Source organism: Streptomyces albospinus (assembly GCF_014648695.1).
In the GTDB taxonomy this organism is placed as follows: Bacteria; Actinomycetota; Actinomycetes; order Streptomycetales; family Streptomycetaceae; genus Streptomyces; species Streptomyces albospinus.
Genome location: NZ_BMRP01000012.1, coordinates 18,210 through 38,354, shown reverse-complemented (window position 1 = coordinate 38,354; position 20,145 = coordinate 18,210). Strand labels below are relative to the sequence as shown.

Sequence of the window (20,145 nt, the reverse complement as noted above, 5' to 3'; positions counted from 1 at the left end):
CGGAATCAGGGCGCTCATGGCGCGGCGTTGGGCAGGACGGCGGCCAGCGCACAGTCCTGGTGCGGTCGGCACTGGACGGCGAGGGTCATCGAGCGGGCCTCGGCCCCGGCTCCCGAGCCCTTCCAAGCGAGGGCCTGGTTGCCGGTGACCGTGACGGCGTAGACGTATGCCTCGGTGATCGCACCGGGCTCCTGGGCCAGCGCGGTCTTGAACGCCTGCGGAAAGTGGCCCTCGCCGACCGTGGCACTCGCGTGCTGGCGGTTGTCGTGCATCCGCGACCACAGCACCGGGCTGGGCACCTGGTCCGTGATGGACTTCCAGTCGGCGTACTTCTTCTCGCCGCTCATCCACCGCTTCAGCCCGGCCAGATGCTCGGCCTGGGAGAAGGCGCGGGTGTCGTACGTCCACAGGACCTTCGTGGCCGCCTTGGCGAACACGATCGGATCGCTCGTCTTCGGAGGATCCGCGACAGCGACACGATTGCCGTCAGTCGCCTCGGGTGAGGGCGACGGCTCCTGGGCGGACGTCGATGGTGGGGAGGGCTTGGCCGAGGCCGGGCTGTCCGTACGGTTGAGATACGCGACGAGACCGGCGACGGCCAGCAGCACGGCGAGGGTGATGCCGCCGATCAGTGAGCGCCGCAGGACCGAGGCTGGTTCTCCGTACGTGCGCTCCTGGGTGGCGCGGGAACGTTGCTTCGGCATCAGTGGACCTGCGTTCCCATGGCGGAGAAGAACGCGACGATGCCGTTTGCGGCACCCAGCAACAGGGCGCATCCCGCGGCGATGGCCGTGCCCTTCTTGCCGTTCTGCTCGGCCTGGTGGCCGCCGCTGTGGTGGCCCCAGGCCCAGACGACTGCGGAGATGACCAAGGCGCCGACCGTGGCGATGATGCCGAACAGGTTGATGCTGCCTATCACGTTCTTCAGGACATCGAGACCGGGGAGCCCGCCCTGCTTGGGCGTGACGCCGGGGTTGTAGGCCAGGTACTGGGCGTGCTGCATGAGCTTCATAGGAACTCCAGTGCGAATATGGGCATGCGAAAGCCCGGAGAGAGGAAGAGGGGCCGGTCAGACGACTCGGCGGGCGGCGAGGATGTCCGGCTGCCAGGAGGCGAGCGTCGAGATCTTGACGACGTCGCCGGTCTTCGGCGCCTGCAGGATCAGCCCCTGGCCGATGAACATCCCGACGTGTTCCGGCACCGCGGCACTTCCGCGGGTGAAGAGCAGATCGCCAGGCTTGAGGGCATCAACGCTGACCGCCTTACCCTCCTTGACCTGCGTGTACGTGGTCCGGGAAATCGAGACCCCACCGGCCTTGTACGACGCCTGCATCAGCGACGAGCAATCACACCGGCCCATCGGATCCTGGCCATGCGCATCGGTGCAGCTGCCACCCCACTGGTACGCAGTGCCAAGCTGACCGAGCCCCCAACGGATCGCCGTGCGGATCGACTTGGGCGCGTCGGCCGGGATCTTGTAGCCCTTGGGGACGGACCCGGCCGGGATCGGGCCGAACCCGCTCCCATCGCCTCCCGTCCCGCACCCGCCAGAAGAGACCTCAGGCTTGGCGTCCGTGCCGTCGTCCTTGCCGGAACCGCCCTTGGCGGGGAGATTCTTGGCGATGGCCTTCTGGAGCGCCGTGGACAGGGGTTCCCACTTGGCGTAGGCGTCGGGGAACCCGCTCGCCTGGACTGCCTGCGCGGCCTGGGCGATGGTCATCGACTGCCAGCCCGGGACCTTCAGCAGCCCCTCGAAGAACTTCGTCGAGGCGTGCACCGGATCCCGGACCTGCGTCGCGGTGCCCCATCCCTGGCTGGGACGCTGCTGGAACAGGCCGAGCGAATCCCGGTCGCCGTAGTCCAAGTTCCGCAGCCCCGACTCCTGCAACGCAGTCGCCAGCGCGACGATCTGCCCGCGCGGGGGCACCTTCATCGCGACGCCGGTGGCCAGGATCGTCTTGGCGTTCGGTATCTGCTCCTTCGGGTTGTCCAGCCCCGCAACGGACACCGAACCCTTGCCGCCGCCCTTGAGGATCGACTCCACCTGTTTGGCCACGGCTTTGGTATCCACCGCGCCAGCACCACTGGCGTCGCCGCAGGCGGCCTGGGCGTTGCTGGCGCCGGCCAGGGCGACGGCAATGGGCGCGATCAGCAGCATCGGGGCGAGGGCGACGCCCCCGGCTATCGCGGCGACCTTCTTCACAGCCGACCACCGGATGCTCGGCGTATCCAGATATCCGGCTCAGGCGACGGGCGTGCCTGGGCATGCTGCATCAGCAGCTCCTCACTCGTAGGCAGCGTGGCGCCGGCGTTCTCGTCGGAAAGGCCACCGGCACCACACCGGTTAAACACTCGAAAGTCCCCGAAGGAGGGCCGCGCGCTTCAGAGCTGCTAACCCCGAAGCGCCGGACCCTTTATCGCAACACGGCAGCCAGCCGCGCTCGTAATCTCAGGCGCCACACGATGAATTCGTCTCCCCCGCATTCGTCAAGGTTTTTCACGGGTGCTGAACGGGCTGCCGAATGGACGAGGCAACACGCAACAGCACAGCTCAACAGGGCCGGGCCCAGGGCCCGTCCTGCGAACACGGCGAGACTGTAGAGATAAAATCCGGCCGCACCAAACGAGCCGCGATCATGAAAGGAAAAACCAAGATCACGCCATTGGGTGCCGCCGGAAAAAGGCGCTAACCTCCAGCCCACTGCCCGCCCGGTCAGCCACCTGCGCGGTTGCCCCGACCAGTTCTTGCACGCATATCCCGATCCACGAGTGCGTGCATGTGGTCGTCCTCCAGACAGAGAGATTCGCCGAATGTCCTCGTACACCCTCCACCGAGGCGACGCGCTTACCGTCCTGAAGTCCCTGCCGGACGAGAGCGTCGATGCCGTCATCACCGACCCGCCCTACAACTCCGGCGGACGCACCAGCTCCGAACGCACCGCCCGCACCGCACGGGCGAAGTACACCAGCGGCGACGCCCGCCACGACCTCGCCAACTTCCCCGGCGAAAACCGCGACCAACGCTCCTACCGCGCTTGGCTGACCGAACTGCTCACCGAGGCATACCGAGCCAGCCGCGAACACGCCGTCGTCATGGTCTTCTCCGACTGGAGGCAGGACCCCACCACGTCCGATGCCCTGCAGATGGCCGGCTGGACCTGGCACGGGAAAATGCCGTGGATCAAGCCGGCCTCACGGCCCCGCAAGGGCGGACCGAAGCAGGACTCCGAGTTCATTCTCTGGGGCGTCAAGGGCACCCTGGACAACACCCGCGACCTCTACCTCCCGGGCCACTTCATCGCCTCGCAGCCCCGCAAGGATCGCGTCCACATCACCCAGAAGCCGATCGAGGTCATGCAGCAGCTTGTCCAGGTCTGCCCGCCCGGCGGCACCGTCCTCGACCCCTTCACCGGCTCCGGCTCCACCGGCATCGCCGCCCTGAAGGAAGGCCGCAACTTCGTCGGCGTCGAACTCTCCGACCACTACGCCAACATCGCCGAACAACGCCTTCGCAACATCCTGACCCAGGACGACTTCGCACTCGCCGGGCCCGAAGAGTGAGAGCGACACGCCCCGGAAGACCGGGCCAGAACACAGAAGAAGGGCGGTTGCGTCATCGAAAACCCGGTGACGCAACCGCCCTTGACGTTCGAGATCAGCCTGCTTCGACGCTCTGCCGGATAAGGTCACCGGCTCGTGCGAGATCCTCGCGCGATCTGATACGCACCTCGACGCCGTCCTTGATTCCCAAGCACCCCAGCCCGCGGACGTCCCGGGAGAAACCCTCCTCCAGCTCCACAGCATCCGGATCCAGCTTCAGGTTGACCACGAGCATGCGGTTCCGCGGCTGGACGCGCACCGTGGCGACATTCTTGATCCGTCGGTACGCGATGTAGTGCAGCTGGGTCTCCTTCTGCACGTCCTCGTGTGACAGGAGAATGTCGTCGAGGTCCGCGTACAGATCCTGAAGGGCCTGTGGCGACTCGTCCAAGTACTGCTGCACCGACTTCGGCGAAGCCGCACCGGCGACTCGGGCCGTGGTGGGTGACTTTCCCCGAGCCGGAGAGGCGGAGCCGGCAACGGAGGCGACCAGCTGCAGTGTCAGCACATCGTCGAAGACCCGGTAGCTCACCAAGTCGATGCGGCGCCCGATCATCTCGATGGCAACCGTGTCATGGTGCGTGAAGTCCCCAGCGACGCATACGAGCCGGGGATTGCTCCAGTCGATCATCTCGGCCGCCTCGGTGCCCAGCTTCTCCTTGACCAGGCTCGCGAACTCATGGTGATGGTCATGGAGCCACGACAGATACGACAGCGCCTGATTCGTGACGTTCTGGTCACGGGAGCGCTTGTACTCCACGATGACCGGCGTACCGTTCTCATCCAGACCCAGAGAGTCGATCCGGCCCCGATGTCGACCCGTCGCGTACTCGCTCGCCAGGAAACGGATGCCGAGCATCGCCTCCATGTTGTCCTCGACCAGCGTCTGCAACTGGCGCTCCAGCGCCATGGACGAGCCCGCAATCTCCGTGGCTTGCCCGCCGCGCACCCGGAACACCTTCAGGTTGCTCATACGTCACCCCCGACTCCACATCGATCACTGCGAACGAACAATCGAGCCCAGAAGGCATTTATTCCGGCGGGGCCTCGCTGCCTTCCCACCAAACCGTGAGCACATCTCGCCAGGGCTGAAACAGCGCGCTCGGCTCGACAGAATCTTGCAGACGGCACATCTGCCGCCGCCAGCTGTCACCCTTGATGGGTGATCGAACGCATACGGGGCCAACTAGCCCGTCGGCAAAAGAAGAAGGCCGACGAAGCGATACGCAAGCTATGCGAAGCGTCCACAGTGCTTGGTCTGGGCCCGGTGCCAGGATCGGTACGGGTAGCGCTCCGGGTGCGCTATCAAACAGCACTCCCAACGTGGGCCGTTCTTATACCCATCGTTGTGGCCGAGTGGTGGCTCGTCGGGCGGCTTATGAGAGGGGGCTTGCACGCCCACGCGCCGTCATGGCTGCTGAGCGATCTTGCTGAACGTAATGCAATGCTGACAACTCGGGCGGGAGGGCTGCAGTTCGCGAGCGGTTGGATCTTCATCGTCACGCTTGGGCTTGTTGCGCGGGTCACTATGCGTTTCATCACGTACGCATTTGACTTGCGGGCCTGGACGTTTCTGCGCGTCGCAGAGTGGGTGGGGGGCGTCCGCAAGTGCGCAGACATAGTCCGGTCAGGCCATGACCGGAGCGACCACTTACGCGCCCTGTCGCTGAGTATTCCGGTCATGCGGGTGCGTGGCGCATGGCGGGCGCGAAACACCATCGGATCGTCCTGGCGGCGCCGGAAGGCGAAGGAACATGCCGAACGAGTGGTGATGGCACTTCGGACCGCCGAGGCTGGGCTTGACGTGGAGCCGGAGGAGGCTGCGCGGAATCTCGCCCGCATGATGTTGAAGATCAGTGAGCGCTATGCGCAGGGGAAGGTCGGTGCCCTGCTGGACCCAGGCGACCTTCCAGACCCACAGTCACGGCATGAGGCGCTACGGCTTTCATTCGCTGTTGGTCTTGTTACAGGGCTCGCTCTGATCGCTAAGGCGATGAACTTGCCCAACCAGATTGCCGTCGCCAGCACAGTGATCGCGGCAGCGTTGGTGTATCGCAGGGCAGCCATGGCTGGTCTCGGCGTCCTTGCGTTCCTTCACCCGCTGCTGTTCCCAGACAAATGAGCCGCCACCCGAAACGAAGGGGGCTTGTGATTTGCCAAGGCCCGCACCGCGCTCCGTGGTGCGGGCCTTCGCGACGGGTTAGGCGTCGAATTCGCCTTCCCAGGCGAATTCGAGGAGGGCCTGGGGGAGGTAGTCGGTCTCGACCTCGACCGGGATGCCGTTGGCCTTTGCGAGGCTGGCGATGGCCAGCGGAGCGAGGGCCACGATCCCGAGGATGTTCTCGGTGCGGTCTTCGTCGGCGGTCCAGTACTCCTTGTGCCAGCGGATGGCGTCGGCCAGGGCGTCGTTGAAGCCAGCGACGTCGTTGCGCAGGTACCGGTAGAGCATCATGATCGGCGGGTACTTGAGCTTGATCATTGTCTCCGCGTCGACGACGCGGGCGTGCTCGGGAGCGCTCAGGTCCACGGCCCGCACCAGGTGCGTGCGCAGGTCGTCCCGGCGGAGCCAGAAGCTCTGGAGGGTCTCCACCCAGGCGTAGGTGTACTCGTCCAGGGCGCCGCCGAAGTCGCGCAGAAGGGAGACCGGGATCCGGGCCAGCATGTCGAGGCGGGCTGCTTCACGGCAGATGACCGCGAGGTAGAAGGCGTTGAGCCAGGTGTTCGCGTTGAGGTAGGTCTGCGGCCCGGTGGTGGCGAGGTGGCGCTCCTCCTGGCGGATCTTGCAGGTGACCGTTTCCCGGTTGGGATCGGCGGCGGCGAAGACGGCCGAATGTACCTGCATGGCCAGCAGCCAGGACTCCCAGGTCTCCAACATGCCGGCAGTGGGGTCCCCGACACAGCGGACGAGGGCGACGTTCAGCGACTCCATGACTGCTTCCGACCTGGAGTTGTGCGAGGTCTCGATCTTCTCCAGCGAATAGGACAGTGACTCCTCCATGACGGGAACCACCGCCGCCATCTCGTCCCTCGGATAGTCCTGGCGCGCCACGATCACGGACACGGTCTCCTTTGTCAGATCTTGAAGAATTCGAGCACGGCCCCAGCGTACTCACCGCCGCCGTCCGTGGCCTTCACCATGGCGTACTCCAGGTTGCCGTCGTCCAGGGCCGTCTTGAGCTCCTTGGCAAGGTCCGCGTTCGTCCATACCTTGCCCGATGCATCGGTCACCTTCAGCTTCGGCCGGAGCTGCATCTCGGCGATGATGGTCCGCAGGTACGGCTCGGTGCCCTGCTTCACCATGAAGCCCTCGGCCGGGCCGACGCCCTTGCGCCAGAGGAGGCCGGAAGAGGGTGCCTTCGCCTCGATGATCATCAGTTTGCCGTCCGGACGACGGTACAGCTGGTCGAACATGTTGGCGCCGTTGGGCGTCTTCGGTAGCGGCTGCTCCACCGAGCCAGGGAACCTCTCCGGGACGACGTGCAGCCGCGCCGCGTCCTCGCCCAGGCGTTCCGAGAACGAGGTGTTGTTGGAGGTGTTCTCGCCCCACTGCGGGGTCATGCGGGTGTCGAAACGCTCCTGCGCTTTCGCCAGCTGGTCCAGCGTATCGGCGGTGGGCGAGGTCTTGTGTGCGCGCTCGGCGTTGGCGAGTTCGACGGAAGCCTTGCGGTCCTTGGCTACGTCGTCGAGGTGCTCGATCGCGGGATGGGTCTCGTCGCGGAGGAATTGATCACGGCCGAACTTTGTCTCGGAGCCGGCGGACGGAAGGCTGTTCTTGGAGATCCAGGACCCGTCGCTGTCCTTCGCCAGGATCGGCAGCTCGACGCCGTCGATCTTGGTGTGGATGCTGAGACGGTGCCCGTCCGACCGGTAGTACTGGTTGAACCAGGTCTTGTCGGGATCGTTCGCCTTCTGCACGAACTCGTCCTGCCTGGCCTTGACCTGCTCGGGCGTCATCTGTTGCCCGGAAGCGGGGTGCGTCGGCTGGCCTTCGCGACCGCCCGCCGGGGCCGTCCCGTCGCCCCCGCGGGCCGCGTCGTCACCGAAGCCCGGGATGTCGTCGAAGCCGCCGGGGCCGTGGCCGCCCAGCGGGTTGTGGGTGCCGCCGGTGCTCGGGGTGTCCGGGTGCGTGCCGCCTCCGCCGGGACCGTGCGGGCGGGAGTCGCCTCCGCTTGGAGCGTTGGTGCCGTGGGTGGTCGGGGAGTTGCCGTGGCCGACGCGGGGGTGCTGGTTTAGGTCGTTGCGCGGCATGTTGTCTGGGGCGTGGCCGCCGGGGGTGCCGTGGTCGTCGGCGCGGCCCATGCGACTGTGATCGCCCGGCCCGGTGTCGCCGTGGCCTGCGTTGTGGCCGACGCGGTCCGGGTCGGGGAAGTCCGAGCCGACGCGCGTGATGTCGTCGCCCCGTCCGCCAACGCCGACAAGAGCTGGCTGTTCCTGGCGGACCGGGGGCTCGACCCGCGGGTTATCCGCGCCCGCAGCGGGTTGAGTGGGCGTTTCCTTGGGGGCATCCTCGGCACGCTGGAAGAGGCTCCCGTCCTCGTTGTAGAGGTCGCCTCTGCCACTCATGTACTTCCCGGTGGACGGGTCCTTCACCGTGTCGGGCGGGAAGGTGACCGTGTCCTTGGGCAGCTCGATTCTGCCGTCTGGGAGTTTGGTCGCCCCTTCCGGAATGGCGGCGCCCTTGGGCAGCTCCACCGTGCCGTCCGGCATCTTGACGGCGCCTTCGGGCAGGCTGTAGGCCCCCTCGGAGATTTTCGGGACCTCGACGTGGCCGAGCCCCTTGAGGTGGGCCATCACGTCGCCGACCTTCGACAGGCCCGCGCCTGCGCCCTTGATGACGTACGTCATCGGGTCGACGGCGCTGCCCACCTTGCTGACGACGGACAGGCCCTTGCCCAACGCGCCGGCCTTGCTTGCACCCTCCACGGCGGCACCGCCACCGCGGGTGAAGACGGCGGTCACGATGTTGAAGGTGACCGCGCCGGCGGCCCGGGAGCCGTTCGATTCCCACTGGTCCCAGGCCACAAGAGCCTTGCCGGTATCGAGCATCGCTTTACGCGAGTCCCGTAGCCAGGAGGGGAGCATGCTTCCTGGCATCATCAGGTAGGTCTGTCCCACAACGGGCAGGGTGCTGATCGTAAAGGCTGTGGAGAGCTTGGCCAGACCTTTCCACGCCTCGCCGGCGGCGTCCCCGCCATGCCCGCCGAACAGGGTGTACAGGCCGTCGATGGTGCCCCCGACGCCGTCGACGATGAAGCCCTTGCCAAAGTCGTAGGCGTGCTCCCACACCTGCCACCAGGGGACGGATTCCTCTACCGCGTCGCCCCAGGGCAGGCTCTTGGACTGCTTAAGGGCTTCGGCGTCATAGCCGTAACCCTTCGTGTGGGAGGCGTCGATCGTGTGGAGCGCCTTGCCGCCGACCAGGGCGACGATCTTGGCGTGACAGTCGCGTTCGGCTTCCTGGAAGGCTGCCCAGACTTCGGCGATCTTGTTGCGGCGGTTGAGGTTCTCCTCGACCAGGTCGCCGTCCTCGTTCCAGTCGTCGTCAGCGGCTTCCGTGGCACGGAAATCAGCGGCGTCCTGCTTGAGCTGCTTCAGCTGGTGTACCAGCGGGGTGATCTCATGGGCGTAGGTGTTCAGAGCCTTGGCGATGACGTGCATGTCTTCGCTCAGGCCGTGTGCCGTGCGCTCCACCGGTTTGGTGACGCCGAACAGCTGCTCCGCCTCGGGCGCCTTGTAGAAGGCGGACAGTCCACCGAAGGACTTGTGGACGTCCGAGCCAGCAGCTTGGACCTTGGAGCCGCCACGAGACAGCGCTTTCGCCTTGGTTTCGAGAAGGGCCAGATCGCCAGTGAAGACCGGTACCTCGGCCGGGTCGACCGGCGCGTCGCTCACTTCTTCTTCCCCCCGAAGTCCTTGAGAGCATTCAGCCGCACGTCCCGCGCGGCTCTCTGGGCGTTCTTGGCCGCCTCCAGGTCGCCCTGGACATACTCGTTCGTGGCTTTGGCTGCGCCCAGGACGGCGGCCTGGCAGCGATCGGCCATCGCCTTCATGTCCTTCTTGCGGTGCCTGACGTACTCGACCAGCGCCGCGGCGACCGGCCCCGTCGCCTTATGCGGCAACAAGTCGGGGGCCACCGGTCCCACCGGCTTGTACCCCCGCGGCGCCATCAGTCCCCCCTGCGGCAGCGTCTCGGCGTGTGAGCCCGGCACGGCTGTACCCGCTGCCTGAGCCGCCTCCTGCATGTCCGTGAGCAGCGTATTGAGGGCGTTCCCCAAGTCTTCGGCATGCGTGCCGACGACCTTCAGCTGGCCCTGTACGCCCTGCGGTTGAATGTCCCACGACGCCATGAAGGCCCCCCCGCACTCCTGTCTCCTTAACCCACACCACGGCGCGCGTGGCGCCGCCGTGCCGACGATCGGCACCCACCGGCCCACAGGGGAGCATTGCCTCTCCTCTGGTGGGCTGGGGCTGGTTCAGCCGATGTTGTCGACTGCGGACTTCGCGCGGGCGAGCGTCTGGTGCGCGGTCGCGTCGTTCTTCTCCAGCGTGGTCTTCAGCAGCTGGATGATGCTCCTGACCTCCTGTGAGGCGCGGTTCCAGCGCAGTTCCTTGCCGTGGTACTCCTCCGCCACGCCATCCGCCGCGAAGTCCGCCATCGCCGCCTTCACCTGCGCGTCACGGGCCGCGATCACCTGCTCCAAGCGGCCGATCACCGCCTGGATGTTGCCCTGCGCCTCCGCGGACGCACCCGAGTCGTACGAGCGGCGATCCATGCCAGCAGCCATCACAATCACTCCCCCTGAAGATCAAACGAGATCCGAATACCGTTGCGGCAAGCGGGCTGTCAGCGGCCCGAGAAGCGGGCCGCGTCGAAGTTCGCCGCTGCCATCTGCGACCGGGCGTTGTCGGCCTGCTCCTGAACACCCGAGCCGAACGCCGACTCCATGCCCGACTGGCCGCCCACAATCGCAGACAGCGCACTGTTCAACGCTGACGTGATCTCGTCCGCCCGCGACTTGAACGAGTCGAACGCCGCCTTGCCCGAGCCATTGAACTTGCCTTCCAACGGCTCTGCTGCCTGGACGAGTTGGTGGATCAACGTGCCCAGTTCCGTGCTCGATCCCTGCGACTTCGACCTCAGGGTCGAGAGCGTCTGCGCCCCCATGTCGAACTTCATCGGGCTCCCCCCGCCGGACTTGACGATCGTATGTACGGTCATGCCTATCAACCGGGCCATGGCCGGTGCAATTCACAATCACTATGCTATGAGCAGGGTCTGACAATGGCTCAAAACGGCTAGGGCTCAGACCGGTCACGTGCTGTGGTGTGCTGAACGTTGTCGGCGTGTTCGGGTCCAGCCCCAACAGACAGGTGTGCTCTACGCGCCCTTCAGATGCCGCATCAGGCGCTCGAAGTCCTGCCAGCCCGACAGGTCCGCTGGGTTTCCCGGCAGGGGGTAGTACAGCGCAGGGCGGGTCTTCGGGCCGAGGGGGAGAGGCGGCTGGGACAGCGGTGTGTTCCGGGCACGGTCGCCGGGCATCTGGTGGACCTCCTCCGCGCCGAGCACGAAGGCGAGTGGGACACCGGGCCCCTCGAAGCGGGGCGGTACCGTCAGAGAGCGGTGGGCCTTGCGGAGCTGGACGAGCATCGACAGGAGCCGGTGTCGGGTGGCGAGCTGCTCCGCTGCTCTGGGCAGGGCGTCCACCGGCGGTTCCTCGTCGGGGCCGTAGCCGAACATCAGCGTGACGTACTCCTCCACGCCTGCCTTCGTACGGCTGACGCGCACCGTGGCCAGGCCCGGCCGGGCAGGGCTGCCGACCACCACGAACCAGGTCGGCTCCGGCGCCCTCTCGTAGGCGAGGTCGGTCATCTGGCGCGGCGACCAGGGAAGGTTGGCGGGTTCCGCGGTGCCCCAGCCGGCGGGGGGCTCGCCGGTGAGTTCGCGCCATATCGACTCCAGCGCGCCGCCGAGTACCAGACGTTCGTCCGCGGGGTGGACCGTGCGGAACGTAATGGCCAGCTGGTGCTCGCCGGTGGCCGTGACTTCCTGGTAGGAGGCGGCCACCGGGGTGCGGGGGTCGTCAGCGGTCGCGTCGGCTGCCGCTACCGGTTGGAACATGTCGTCCTGCCAGCGCAGTACGGCTCCGGAGAGCCCGTCGTAGTAGCCGTCCCGCTCGTCGCGCACGACCCAGCGGGAGGGCCAGTTGCTCAGGCTGTGGCGTACGGCCGGGGAGAGCATGGTTCCTGGCGGGGTGACGACCTGGAGGCCCAGCTCGGCGCCTGCGGCGGTACGAAGAGCGTGCTGGAGCCAGGCCGTCATGGCGATCACCGGACGGTCCATGATGACGACGGCGACCTTGTCGGTGAGCACGTCGACGGCCGGCTGCGCGGCGTCGGGCGCGGGCGCCACGCTCACACCGTCGGTTTCCACCACGGCCAGGGACTGCGCGGCCTCCGGCGGCCAGGCGGAACCGTCGGCCAACGCCGCCAGCCGGGCAGCGAAGGTACCTGCGAGCCGCTCGGCTTCTTCGACACCAGTGGTGGCGCGGGCCTCGGTCCACCAGTAGGGAACGGGCGGCGCGGTGGCTCCGAGCAGCCGCTCGGCCTCGCCTGCGACCTGCACAAGTAGCGGTGCCTCGACGGAGACGAGCGGTCGGCCCTCACCGTCGCAGAGTCGTACGACGGCGCCTTCGCCCGCCGCGCCCAGCAGCTTGTCGGGGCCGCCGGAGAGCAGGCCCGCGAGCATGGCCGACGGGTCGGGCATGCGCTGGGTGAGGGCGATGACGTCCTTGGTCATGGGTCGTCTTGTCCTTCGTCGTTCGTGGCAGGGGTGCCGTAGGGGACATGGCTCGGCTGCGCGGGAGGGCTCTCCGGTGTGTCACTCGGGGGAGGAGACGGTCTGGATCAGGCGGTTGGGCTGGCCTCTGCGGATGAAGATGCCGCGTCCGGCCGGCTGCTGAGAGGCGTAGACCCCGGGGAAGAGCTGGCCCTCGCTGCGGTCGCCCGCCATGAGGAGCGCGGAGGATCCGGACTCGCGCAGGCCCTGCACGAGGGGTTCATAGATGCCCCGTGAGGCGCCTGCCACGCGGCGGGTCAGCACGAAGTGGAGGCCGATGTCCGCCGCGGAGGGAATGTACGGGAGGAATGGTTCCAGCGGTTCCTGGCCAGCGGTGGTGAGCACGTCGTAGTCGTCGACGAGGACCACGATCCGCGGGCCGCCGCCCCAGCTGCCCGGTTCCAGGTCCTGAGGACCCGTGGCGTCATCCGGTAGCCGCTTGTCCAAGACGGTGGCGATACCGGCGGCCAGCCCCGCGCACATTTTGGCGTTGTAGGCGTAGCCGCCATTGAACTCCTCGGGGATCGCGCCGCGCAGGCTGCGCCTTGGGTCCATGACGGCGAAGACCAGCTCATCCTCGCTGTAGCGGTCGATGAGGCCCCCAGCGATGGTCTTCAGGAGATTCGTCTTGCCGCATTCGCTGTCGCCGAGGATCAGCAGGTGCTGGTCATGCTGGAACAGGTCGAGCACAACGGGATCGAGTGCGGTCTGGTCCAGGCCGATGGGCACTCGCTGAGGTTCGGCGACCGGGCCCGGCAGGAGGTGGGGCTCCACGACGTGCGGCAGCACCCGTACCGGCTGGGCGACCTCGCCGCTCCAGGTGGCGCGGATCGTCCGGACCGTCCGTTCCAGGACGGCGCCGAGGTCCGCGGTGTCGGCACGTGAGTCCGTACGGGGCAGCGCCACCTGCGCAAAGAGTTTGCGATCGGTGAGCACACGGCCGGGCTCGTCGGGCGACAGGGTCGCGGCGAGCTTGTGGTCGATGCTGGACTCGCTGGGGTCGTTCAGCCGCAGCTCGACGCGGGTGCCGAAGTTCGACTGGACGGCGATGCGCACGTCGTTCCAGCGCAGCATCCCGGCCACGACGTGGATGCCGTACCCGCCGCCGCGCTTGAGGATGTCGGCGACGTCGTCATCGAGCTCCTCGAAGTCGTCGCGCAACGCGCCGAAGCCGTCGATGACGAGCACGATCTCGGCGGAGGCCAGCTGGGGCAACCGACCCGCCGCGTGCAGGTCACGCAGCTGTGAGAGGGAGTCGATGCCGTGCTCGCGGAAGAGATCCTCGCGGGCCGCGAGCATGTTCCGTACTTCGTCGACGGTGCGGGCCGCGCGCTCGCGGTCGGCGCGGCTCGCGATGCCGCCGACGTGCGGCAGGCCGGACAGCGCCGCCAGGCCGCCACCGACCAGGTCGAGGCCGTAGATGCCGACCTCCTGCGGGGTGTGGGTCAGCGCCAGTGAGAGGATGAGGGTGCGCAGAAGCGTCGTTTTGCCGGATTGTGGGCCGCCGATGACGGCGGCGTGGCCGCCCGCCAGCGTGAGGTCCAGGTACCACTGGCCCTGCCACTGACGGGTCGGGTCGTCGAGCAGGCCAAGGGGTACTTCGAGCGGGCCGCGCCGCTTGGTCAGCTGCATCCCGCGCGCACCGACCTCCAGGGGGCCGGCGACCGTGTCCAGGGCGATGGCATCCGGCAACGGAGGCAGCCAGATGCGGCGCACCGGCCCGGCGGCGTGCGCCAGCTGCTCCACCATGACGCCCAACTCCGTCGGCCCCATCTCGCGACGCCGCACCTGGGGTTCCTGCGCGCTCGAATCATCCGCATCGACGGTGGTGTTGAAGGTCTCGTAGAGGAAGGCGAGGGGCCCGGCGTCCTCTTCCTCCGAGCGCTGCACGGGGCCGCGGTAGGCGCCCGAGACGTAGCTTGCCTTGAAACGGTCGTAGTGGCTGGTGTCGACCTTGAGGTAGCCGAATCCCGGCAGCGGCGGCAGATGGAAGGCGTCTGTGGTGTCCAGGACCGTGCGGGATTCGTCGGCGGAGAAGGTCCGCAAGCCGAGCCGGTACGAGAGGTAGGTGTCCAGTCCCTTGAGATGTCCGCCCTCGATGCGCTGGCTGGAGAGGAGCAGGTGCACCCCGATGGAGCGACCGATACGTCCGATGGACAGGAACAGGTCGATGAAGTCGGGCTTGGCGGTGAGAAGTTCACCGAATTCATCGATGACGACGAACAGGTGCGGCAGCGCCTCCAGGTCGGGGCGCCGACTGGCGCGCAGCGCCGCGTAGTCACCGATGTCGGCGACGTTGCCCGCGTCCTTGAGGACCTGCTGGCGGCGCTTGACCTCGCCGGCGAGCGAGGCGTGGACGCGCTCGACGAGGCCCGCCTGGTTCTCCAGGTTGGTGATGACGCCGGCGACGTGCGGCAGGTCCGCGAACGGCGCGAAAGTCGCACCGCCCTTGTAGTCGACGAGGACCAGGGCCAGATCCTCCGGCGGGTGAGTGGCGACCAGGGCCAGGACGATGGTGCGCAGGAGCTCCGACTTGCCGGAGCCGGTGGCACCCACACACAGGCCGTGCGGGCCCATACCGAGCTCCGAGGATTCCTTCAAGTCCAACAGCACCGGCTCGTGGGAGTCATTGATGCCGATCGGTACGCGCAGAAAGGCACGTTCGCCGCGCGGCGCCCACAGGTGCGGGAGGTCCAGGCGCGCCACGTCGTCGACACCGAGCAGCTCGGCGAAGTCGACAGGCCCGGTCAGCGGGGCGTCGGTGAGTGATTCGGCGGACAGCCGCAGCGGGGCCAGCATCCGGGCCAGCCCTTCGGCGAACGGGATGGCGACCTCGTCCACAGTGCCGTGCGCGCTGACCGGCTCCTGCCCGCGCAGGTCCTCGATGACTATCTGGTCGCCGTCGACGGTGATCCGGACGGCGACATGCCCCGGCTCCTGCACCCGCTGTTCAAGCAGATGCACGACGGTGACACCCATCTCCCGCAACCCGACCGCCTCGTCAGGACGCGGCAGGTCCACGGCGTCCTCGCCATGTACGTCAGCGACGACGAGCAGCCGTGATGTCATGGACAAGGCGTCGTTGCCCGACAGACCGCGGCGCACCTCGGCCGCATAGGACGCTCGGCGGCGCAGTTCGGAGCCGAGCTGCCGAGCGAGCTGCGGCGCGGAAGGGGCGATACGGCGAGCGGCGACAGGGCCATCGAGCTGCTCGGCATCGAGCAGATGCGGCAGCCACTTCGCCCATTCCCAATCGGCGAGCTGGTCGCCGGGCACCGCGAGCGCCATGGCCACGTCGTCGGGCGCGTGCAGGGCCGCGGCCTGGACGAGCAGAGCGCGGGCGACGCGCAGACAGTCCTCGCGGGGACCGATGACGCTGACGTTGCCGACGCGGTCGAGTGGGACGGTGAGGGGGAGTTCGGTGCCGGTCCGGAACCGCGCCATCAACGCCGACGCCTCATTGAGCATGAAACGGTCAGGGGGAGTGAGGACGGACGAGCCCTGCTGAGCGATCTGCAAATCCCGCACCGGCATCTCGCCCGTGCCGACACGTACGCGCAGGAAGTCGCCGTCAACGCGCCTGCGCTCCCACAGCCGGGCCGGATCGCGCACGATGTCGTAGAGGGCGGCCGGCGGCGGGTTGAGGACCTCAGCTCGCTCACGCCGCCCACGCTCCTCGACAGACAGCTCCTCGCGCAGATCCTCCAGATAGGCGAGATACGCCTCGCGCTGGGTGCGCCGGGTGCGCTGGGCCTTGCCCCGTTGCGAGAAGACCAGCGCGACCGAGCCGATGACGGTCACGACGAGGATGATCGCGCCGAGCCCGGCGAACTGGCTGTTGCGCACCACCGTCATCATCACCACCGACGACATGACACCGGCGACCGGCAGCAGCGACATCGCGATGTTGCCCGCCTTGCCCTCGGGGAGGTTGGGCGGGGCCTCGATGATGCGCGCCTCGGAGGCGGCCGGCGGCCGGGTGGTCCTGGCCGGGCGGTGGATCAGTCGGGTACTCATCGTCGTCCGTCATTCACGGTTCGTCGTCCGTTGTTCACGGTCGGGCTCGTTATCCGGTCAGTAGCGTGTCTGGGAGAGCTGGAAGACGTCCGCGGCAATCCGCGCGGCGGCCTCCCTGGTCGGGGCGGCGAGGAACTCGGTACGGACCGGCCCGCCGGCCGCCAAGTGCCTGTCATACGGCAGGATCTGGACGCTCACCCCGGTGGACTTGAGTTTCTCGGTGGCCTCGTCGAGGTCGATCCCTGAGTGAGGCATCAACTCGGTGAGTACGAGGACGGTGCCGGCGATCATGTGCCGGGGCAGCCGCTGCATCCACTGGAGTACCGAGTACGTGCTGGTGATGCCTTCCGGCGTGGCAGGTGTGGTCAGAACACGACTGTGGGCGGCGGCGAGCGCGACCCGGGCGACCTCGGCGGGCAGCGTTTCGCAGTCGATCACCATCAGACCGAAGTAGCGGCGCAGCGCGACCACGGCCCGTTCGTACGCCCGGCTGTCCAGCATCACGCCGATCTCGCCCTTGCTCGCGGGCAGCAGCCAGGCGTTGTTGGGGAGCTGGACGAGATAGCCGGTGACGTCGAGCAGCGACATGTTCGGCTTGATGATGTCCGCAATATCGCTGGTGGTCCAGCGCCGCGCGTGGGCGCCGAGACGCAGCGGCAGCGAGCCGAGTGCCGGATCGGCCTCCAGGAAGAGGACCGGGTCCTGCCGGTAGTGCGCGTACGTGGTGCCGAGCAGCGCAGCGACGGTCGACTTGCCCGAGCCACCCCGGATGGACGTGACCGCGATCTGCCGCCCGGTCGTCACGGGATGCTGGAGAACCTGAGCGGTGCGGGTGACCTCGGCAACCTCGCGCGCCGCTGACGAGGACAGAGTGCGCCGCAGAGCACGTGCGGCACGCGCACCGAAGGACTCGCCGTGCTGCGGCTTGACCCACACCGCCCCAGCCAGGCCCTCGTCCACCACAGGCCGAGAGCCGGGGGCGGCGCTGTGAGGTGGTTGGGGACTCGGGGCATACGTGGCGGCGGGACTCTGCTGCTTCTGCCCCTGAGAGCTGGCCTGTTGCGGCCAGCCGCCCTGATGGCCCACCTGCTGCTCCTGCCCCGGGTACGGGTGGCCGGCCTGCCGGGGCGCACCACCCCCATGGGTGACGTCCGGCGCCTGGGCACTCTGCGCAGACAGGCCCGGACCCGACGCGGAAGCCTGGTACGTCTGCCCGCTGGTGCCCTGAGCACCCTGCTGGGCACCGCCTCTCAGGTCGCGCAGCACATCCCCTTGCCAGCCGTCTCCGTTCGACATGTCTGCCCCTCACCCCCAAACCTGCTGCTGCCGGGCCCAAACCGTCGGCACATCAACTCAGAACTGGTTGAGCAACTGCCCATACACACCGAACACGCCAAAGGCGAGCGGAAAGAGCCCCACCATGCCAACGGACTCGACCAGATCGGCCATGCGCCGCAACCGCACCTGCACATGCTCGGGTACCTGCACCGCCAAGGCGACCAGCGGCAGCACCGCAGCCACACACAGCACAGCAAGCGGCCCCCCGCCCCCTGCGTGGTCCATCCACATCATCACGAGACGCACGATGAGGCTCGATGCGGCCAGGAAGAGCACGACGACCTCGGCGACCAGTGGGAATGCCCGTGCTCTCGACACCAGGACCACCACGACGAGCGATGCCAGCATCACTGTCCATACGGTCGGCACCTCAGCCAGGGTGAGCAGCCAGCCGGCGCAGACTGCCGAAACCGCAGTGACCGTCGTCGACAGGGCAAGACCGCGGTGCGTCGCTGCCAGAGCGGTACCCACATGGTGACGGCTGACAGAGACACCGCCCGAGCGGCGGTCGTCGAGCGCGGTGAGCCCCGAGGCCATCAGGGCCAGCCGCGGCAGCACACCGAGCAGCACGAGAGAGAAGACAGCCATCACAGCGCCGAGCCGCGCCGGATCATCCTGGACGGCCGCGACTGCCTCCCACACGATGGTGATCGTGGCGGTGGTCACGGCGCCAACGAGCCCGCCCTTGCCGAGCGGCGAGAAGTAACCAAGGAACACAAGCGTGACGACCAACGCGCCCGTGACGGCGGGGAGCCGCGCGGTCCCCGGCCAGCCGAACACATCGGCAGCCGTCCACGCAGTGAGAACACCAAGCCCACCGGAGGCGACCAGAAGCGCGGTCGCCAAACCCCGATTCCCCCGTCCCACCTTGGCGACGAGCGCACCAGTCGCCAGCAACACGACCGTGACAGCCAAGAAGGCACCGGCGAGGGCGCCTAGCGGGAACTCACGACGGGCCAGCAGCGCAGCGATCACCGCGAAGGTGACAGTCGCCCCGCCGGCGCTTGCCCGGCGTGCGGCGGGGCTCCAGCGCCAGGCCCGCAGGTCGAGGTCCTCAGCTACCTGGTCGGTGACGTCATGGACCACGGGAGCGGGCGGCGCGGAGTGCGTCGTGACGAGCCGGAGCACGGCGCCGTCGGCTATCCCGGCCGACGCAAGCGTGCTGTCATGAGGCAGGACGGAGCCGTCGGACGTAACCAACTGCCGTGTCATCGGCTGCGCTGCCGGCCGGTCGTCCAGCAGCTGCAGGATTTCCGGGATCAGTTGCCCTACCGGCGTATCGGAGAGCAGGACGACATCGGCCCGGCGTCGCTCGCCGACCAACGTCACTCGGCTCAGCTGCCCCCGGGAAGTCGTTGCTCTGCTCACCACTTACGGGAACCTATCATCGCGGCGTTGACGAACTCTCGGGCCAAACTGGACATGCCTGTGCTGCTCACTTCCACTCCGGCCCCGCATCAGGAACCCATCTGGCGTTACTCGGAGGTCTTCGCATATGTCCCTGGAACGCTGCAAGCCTGTCCGAATCTGATCGGTGGACTTCTAGGATTTCCCTGACCTTGTCGGCTGCTCGAACTGCTGCACCTGACGCTGCCGTTTCTCCTGCTCGGCCTTCTGCTGCATCAACGTGTGCTGAAGGAAGGACCATCCGACGCACCCCGCGCACAGGACGGCAGTGATGGCGATCCCCGTGAAGACCTTCCCGAGCCGCTCGTCCGCTGTGCGCCGCCCCCGCTGCGCGCCGAACAACAGGGCATCCCGCATCCTGCGTCGGCGCACTGCTACCGACTCCAGCAGCTGATTGTCGTAATCCCACGCCATCTCGTCGTCCGTCCGCGCCTCAGTTGTCCGTCGCCGCAGTCACGGTCGATGAACCTCAGTCCATCGGCAGTCCCGCACCCGGCAACAATCCTAGGTGCTCCGGCGTGACGGCGACTTCCGCATCGGTCGTTGTGGGGATCTTCGGGGCGGGCAGCCTCGTGGCCGGCGATAGAGGTTCTGTTCTTACTCGCCGTACACCATGGGGTCAGGAATTCCGGGGTGGGCGGCCTCCGGATACCAGCGGCCGAGCGCGTCTGTCAACAGGCGTGGGGGCCGAGTTCGGGGCGCAGCGTGTCCGGACTGAACGAGCTGGTCGTGACGATGAGGGCATTGTCGCAGCGCGAGGCGCGACAGGTGCCGTCGATGGCATAGATGGCAGGGGCTCCGACACGGTTCGATGGTGTGTAGCGCTCGTACTTGACAATCAACGAGGCTGCGAATGTGAGAGCTGGGAAGGCATTGCCACGTGGCTTTATCGAGCAGTTGTGGTCCTGGCTCAACTTCCGCGACGCACGCACGCTCAGTGACGGCGG

General features: G+C 67.5%; 17 protein-coding genes. 2 read left to right on the top strand and 15 right to left on the bottom strand.

The window, feature by feature from the left end; translation table 11 throughout:
• Window positions 1-14 precede the first annotated feature (14 nt).
• From IEZ17_RS18030 to IEZ17_RS18020, 3 genes are read right to left on the bottom strand one after another with little or no spacing between them, the layout of a single operon-like run.
• Entirely contained in the window at window positions 15-704 is a 690-nt protein-coding gene (locus IEZ17_RS18030; protein WP_189301343.1) for a hypothetical protein, read from the bottom strand.
• Entirely contained in the window at window positions 704-1,012 is a 309-nt protein-coding gene (locus IEZ17_RS18025) for a DUF6112 family protein (protein WP_030068283.1), read from the bottom strand. The genes IEZ17_RS18030 and IEZ17_RS18025 overlap by 1 nt, the downstream gene beginning before the upstream one ends.
• Before the next feature lie 57 nt (window positions 1,013-1,069).
• Window positions 1,070-2,203, bottom strand: a complete 1,134-nt coding sequence (locus tag IEZ17_RS18020; RefSeq protein ID WP_444544824.1) for a C40 family peptidase — start codon at window positions 2,201-2,203, stop codon at window positions 1,070-1,072.
• A gap of 608 nt (window positions 2,204-2,811) precedes the next feature.
• On the opposite strand from IEZ17_RS18020, the gene IEZ17_RS18015 reads away from it, so the two are divergent.
• Entirely contained in the window at window positions 2,812-3,561 is a 750-nt protein-coding gene (locus tag IEZ17_RS18015) for a DNA-methyltransferase (RefSeq protein ID WP_189301339.1), read from the top strand.
• 94 nt (window positions 3,562-3,655) lie between these two features.
• On the opposite strand, the gene IEZ17_RS18010 is transcribed toward IEZ17_RS18015, so the two are convergent.
• A complete protein-coding gene (locus IEZ17_RS18010; RefSeq protein ID WP_189301337.1) occupies window positions 3,656-4,573 on the bottom strand; it encodes a DUF5655 domain-containing protein in 918 nt (305 codons plus the stop codon).
• 417 nt (window positions 4,574-4,990) lie between these two features.
• On the opposite strand from IEZ17_RS18010, the gene IEZ17_RS18005 reads away from it, so the two are divergent.
• Entirely contained in the window at window positions 4,991-5,722 is a 732-nt protein-coding gene (locus IEZ17_RS18005; protein WP_189301335.1) for a hypothetical protein, read from the top strand.
• 78 nt (window positions 5,723-5,800) lie between these two features.
• On the opposite strand, the gene IEZ17_RS18000 is transcribed toward IEZ17_RS18005, so the two are convergent.
• The 11 genes from IEZ17_RS18000 to IEZ17_RS44465 form a co-directional block, all read right to left on the bottom strand.
• The gene (locus IEZ17_RS18000) at window positions 5,801-6,661 is read right to left on the bottom strand and encodes an immunity 49 family protein (protein ID WP_229852360.1); all 861 of its coding nucleotides are present in this window, start codon (window positions 6,659-6,661) and stop codon (window positions 5,801-5,803) included.
• Between the two features lie 11 nt (window positions 6,662-6,672).
• Window positions 6,673-9,492, bottom strand: a complete 2,820-nt coding sequence (locus IEZ17_RS17995) for a hypothetical protein (RefSeq protein ID WP_189301333.1) — start codon at window positions 9,490-9,492, stop codon at window positions 6,673-6,675.
• A complete protein-coding gene (locus IEZ17_RS17990; protein WP_189301331.1) occupies window positions 9,489-9,947 on the bottom strand; it encodes a DUF6507 family protein in 459 nt (152 codons plus the stop codon). Before IEZ17_RS17990 ends, IEZ17_RS17995 begins: the two co-directional genes overlap by 4 nt.
• 126 nt (window positions 9,948-10,073) lie before the next feature.
• Window positions 10,074-10,385, bottom strand: a complete 312-nt coding sequence (locus tag IEZ17_RS17985; RefSeq protein ID WP_189301330.1) for a pore-forming ESAT-6 family protein — start codon at window positions 10,383-10,385, stop codon at window positions 10,074-10,076.
• 59 nt (window positions 10,386-10,444) lie between these two features.
• Window positions 10,445-10,777, bottom strand: a complete 333-nt coding sequence (locus IEZ17_RS17980) for a hypothetical protein (RefSeq protein WP_189301328.1) — start codon at window positions 10,775-10,777, stop codon at window positions 10,445-10,447.
• Window positions 10,778-10,978: 201 nt separating this feature from the next.
• Complete coding sequence (locus tag IEZ17_RS17975; protein WP_189301326.1) at window positions 10,979-12,397, bottom strand: DUF6177 family protein; 1,419 nt, start codon at window positions 12,395-12,397, stop codon at window positions 10,979-10,981.
• A gap of 81 nt (window positions 12,398-12,478) precedes the next feature.
• A complete protein-coding gene (gene eccCa, locus IEZ17_RS17970) occupies window positions 12,479-16,453 on the bottom strand; it encodes a type VII secretion protein EccCa (RefSeq protein WP_189301324.1) in 3,975 nt (1,324 codons plus the stop codon).
• Between the two features lie 57 nt (window positions 16,454-16,510).
• Window positions 16,511-17,749 carry a MinD/ParA family protein gene (locus IEZ17_RS17965; RefSeq protein ID WP_189301322.1) on the bottom strand — a complete coding sequence of 413 codons (1,239 nt, stop codon included), beginning with the start codon at window positions 17,747-17,749 and terminating at the stop codon, window positions 16,511-16,513.
• Between the two features lie 57 nt (window positions 17,750-17,806).
• Window positions 17,807-19,162: a type VII secretion integral membrane protein EccD gene (gene eccD / locus IEZ17_RS17960; protein ID WP_189301320.1), complete on the bottom strand. Its 1,356-nt coding sequence runs from the start codon at window positions 19,160-19,162 to the stop codon at window positions 17,807-17,809.
• Between the two features lie 171 nt (window positions 19,163-19,333).
• Complete coding sequence (locus IEZ17_RS17955) at window positions 19,334-19,612, bottom strand: hypothetical protein (RefSeq protein ID WP_189301318.1); 279 nt, start codon at window positions 19,610-19,612, stop codon at window positions 19,334-19,336.
• Window positions 19,613-19,869: 257 nt separating this feature from the next.
• On the bottom strand, window positions 19,870-20,130 hold the full coding sequence (locus IEZ17_RS44465) for a restriction endonuclease (protein WP_373299859.1): 261 nt from the start codon (window positions 20,128-20,130) through the stop codon (window positions 19,870-19,872).
• Window positions 20,131-20,145: the final 15 nt, after the last annotated feature.

Bases quoted from the DNA above. Each gene is read 5' to 3' on its own strand.
- IEZ17_RS17980 (WP_189301328.1), bottom strand. From the start codon at position 10,777: ATGAAGTTCGACATGGGGGCGCAGACGCTCTCGACCCTGAGGTCGAAG.
- IEZ17_RS17990 (WP_189301331.1), bottom strand. From the start codon at position 9,947: ATGGCGTCGTGGGACATTCAACCGCAGGGCGTACAGGGCCAGCTGAAG.
- eccCa (WP_189301324.1), bottom strand. From the start codon at position 16,453: ATGAGTACCCGACTGATCCACCGCCCGGCCAGGACCACCCGGCCGCCG.
- IEZ17_RS17985 (WP_189301330.1), bottom strand. From the start codon at position 10,385: ATGGCTGCTGGCATGGATCGCCGCTCGTACGACTCGGGTGCGTCCGCG.
- IEZ17_RS18030 (WP_189301343.1), bottom strand. From the start codon at position 704: ATGCCGAAGCAACGTTCCCGCGCCACCCAGGAGCGCACGTACGGAGAA.
- IEZ17_RS17955 (WP_189301318.1), bottom strand. From the start codon at position 19,612: ATGGCGTGGGATTACGACAATCAGCTGCTGGAGTCGGTAGCAGTGCGC.
- IEZ17_RS17975 (WP_189301326.1), bottom strand. From the start codon at position 12,397: ATGACCAAGGACGTCATCGCCCTCACCCAGCGCATGCCCGACCCGTCG.
- IEZ17_RS18010 (WP_189301337.1), bottom strand. From the start codon at position 4,573: ATGAGCAACCTGAAGGTGTTCCGGGTGCGCGGCGGGCAAGCCACGGAG.
- IEZ17_RS18025 (WP_030068283.1), bottom strand. From the start codon at position 1,012: ATGAAGCTCATGCAGCACGCCCAGTACCTGGCCTACAACCCCGGCGTC.
- IEZ17_RS18015 (WP_189301339.1), top strand. From the start codon at position 2,812: ATGTCCTCGTACACCCTCCACCGAGGCGACGCGCTTACCGTCCTGAAG.
- IEZ17_RS17965 (WP_189301322.1), bottom strand. From the start codon at position 17,749: ATGTCGAACGGAGACGGCTGGCAAGGGGATGTGCTGCGCGACCTGAGA.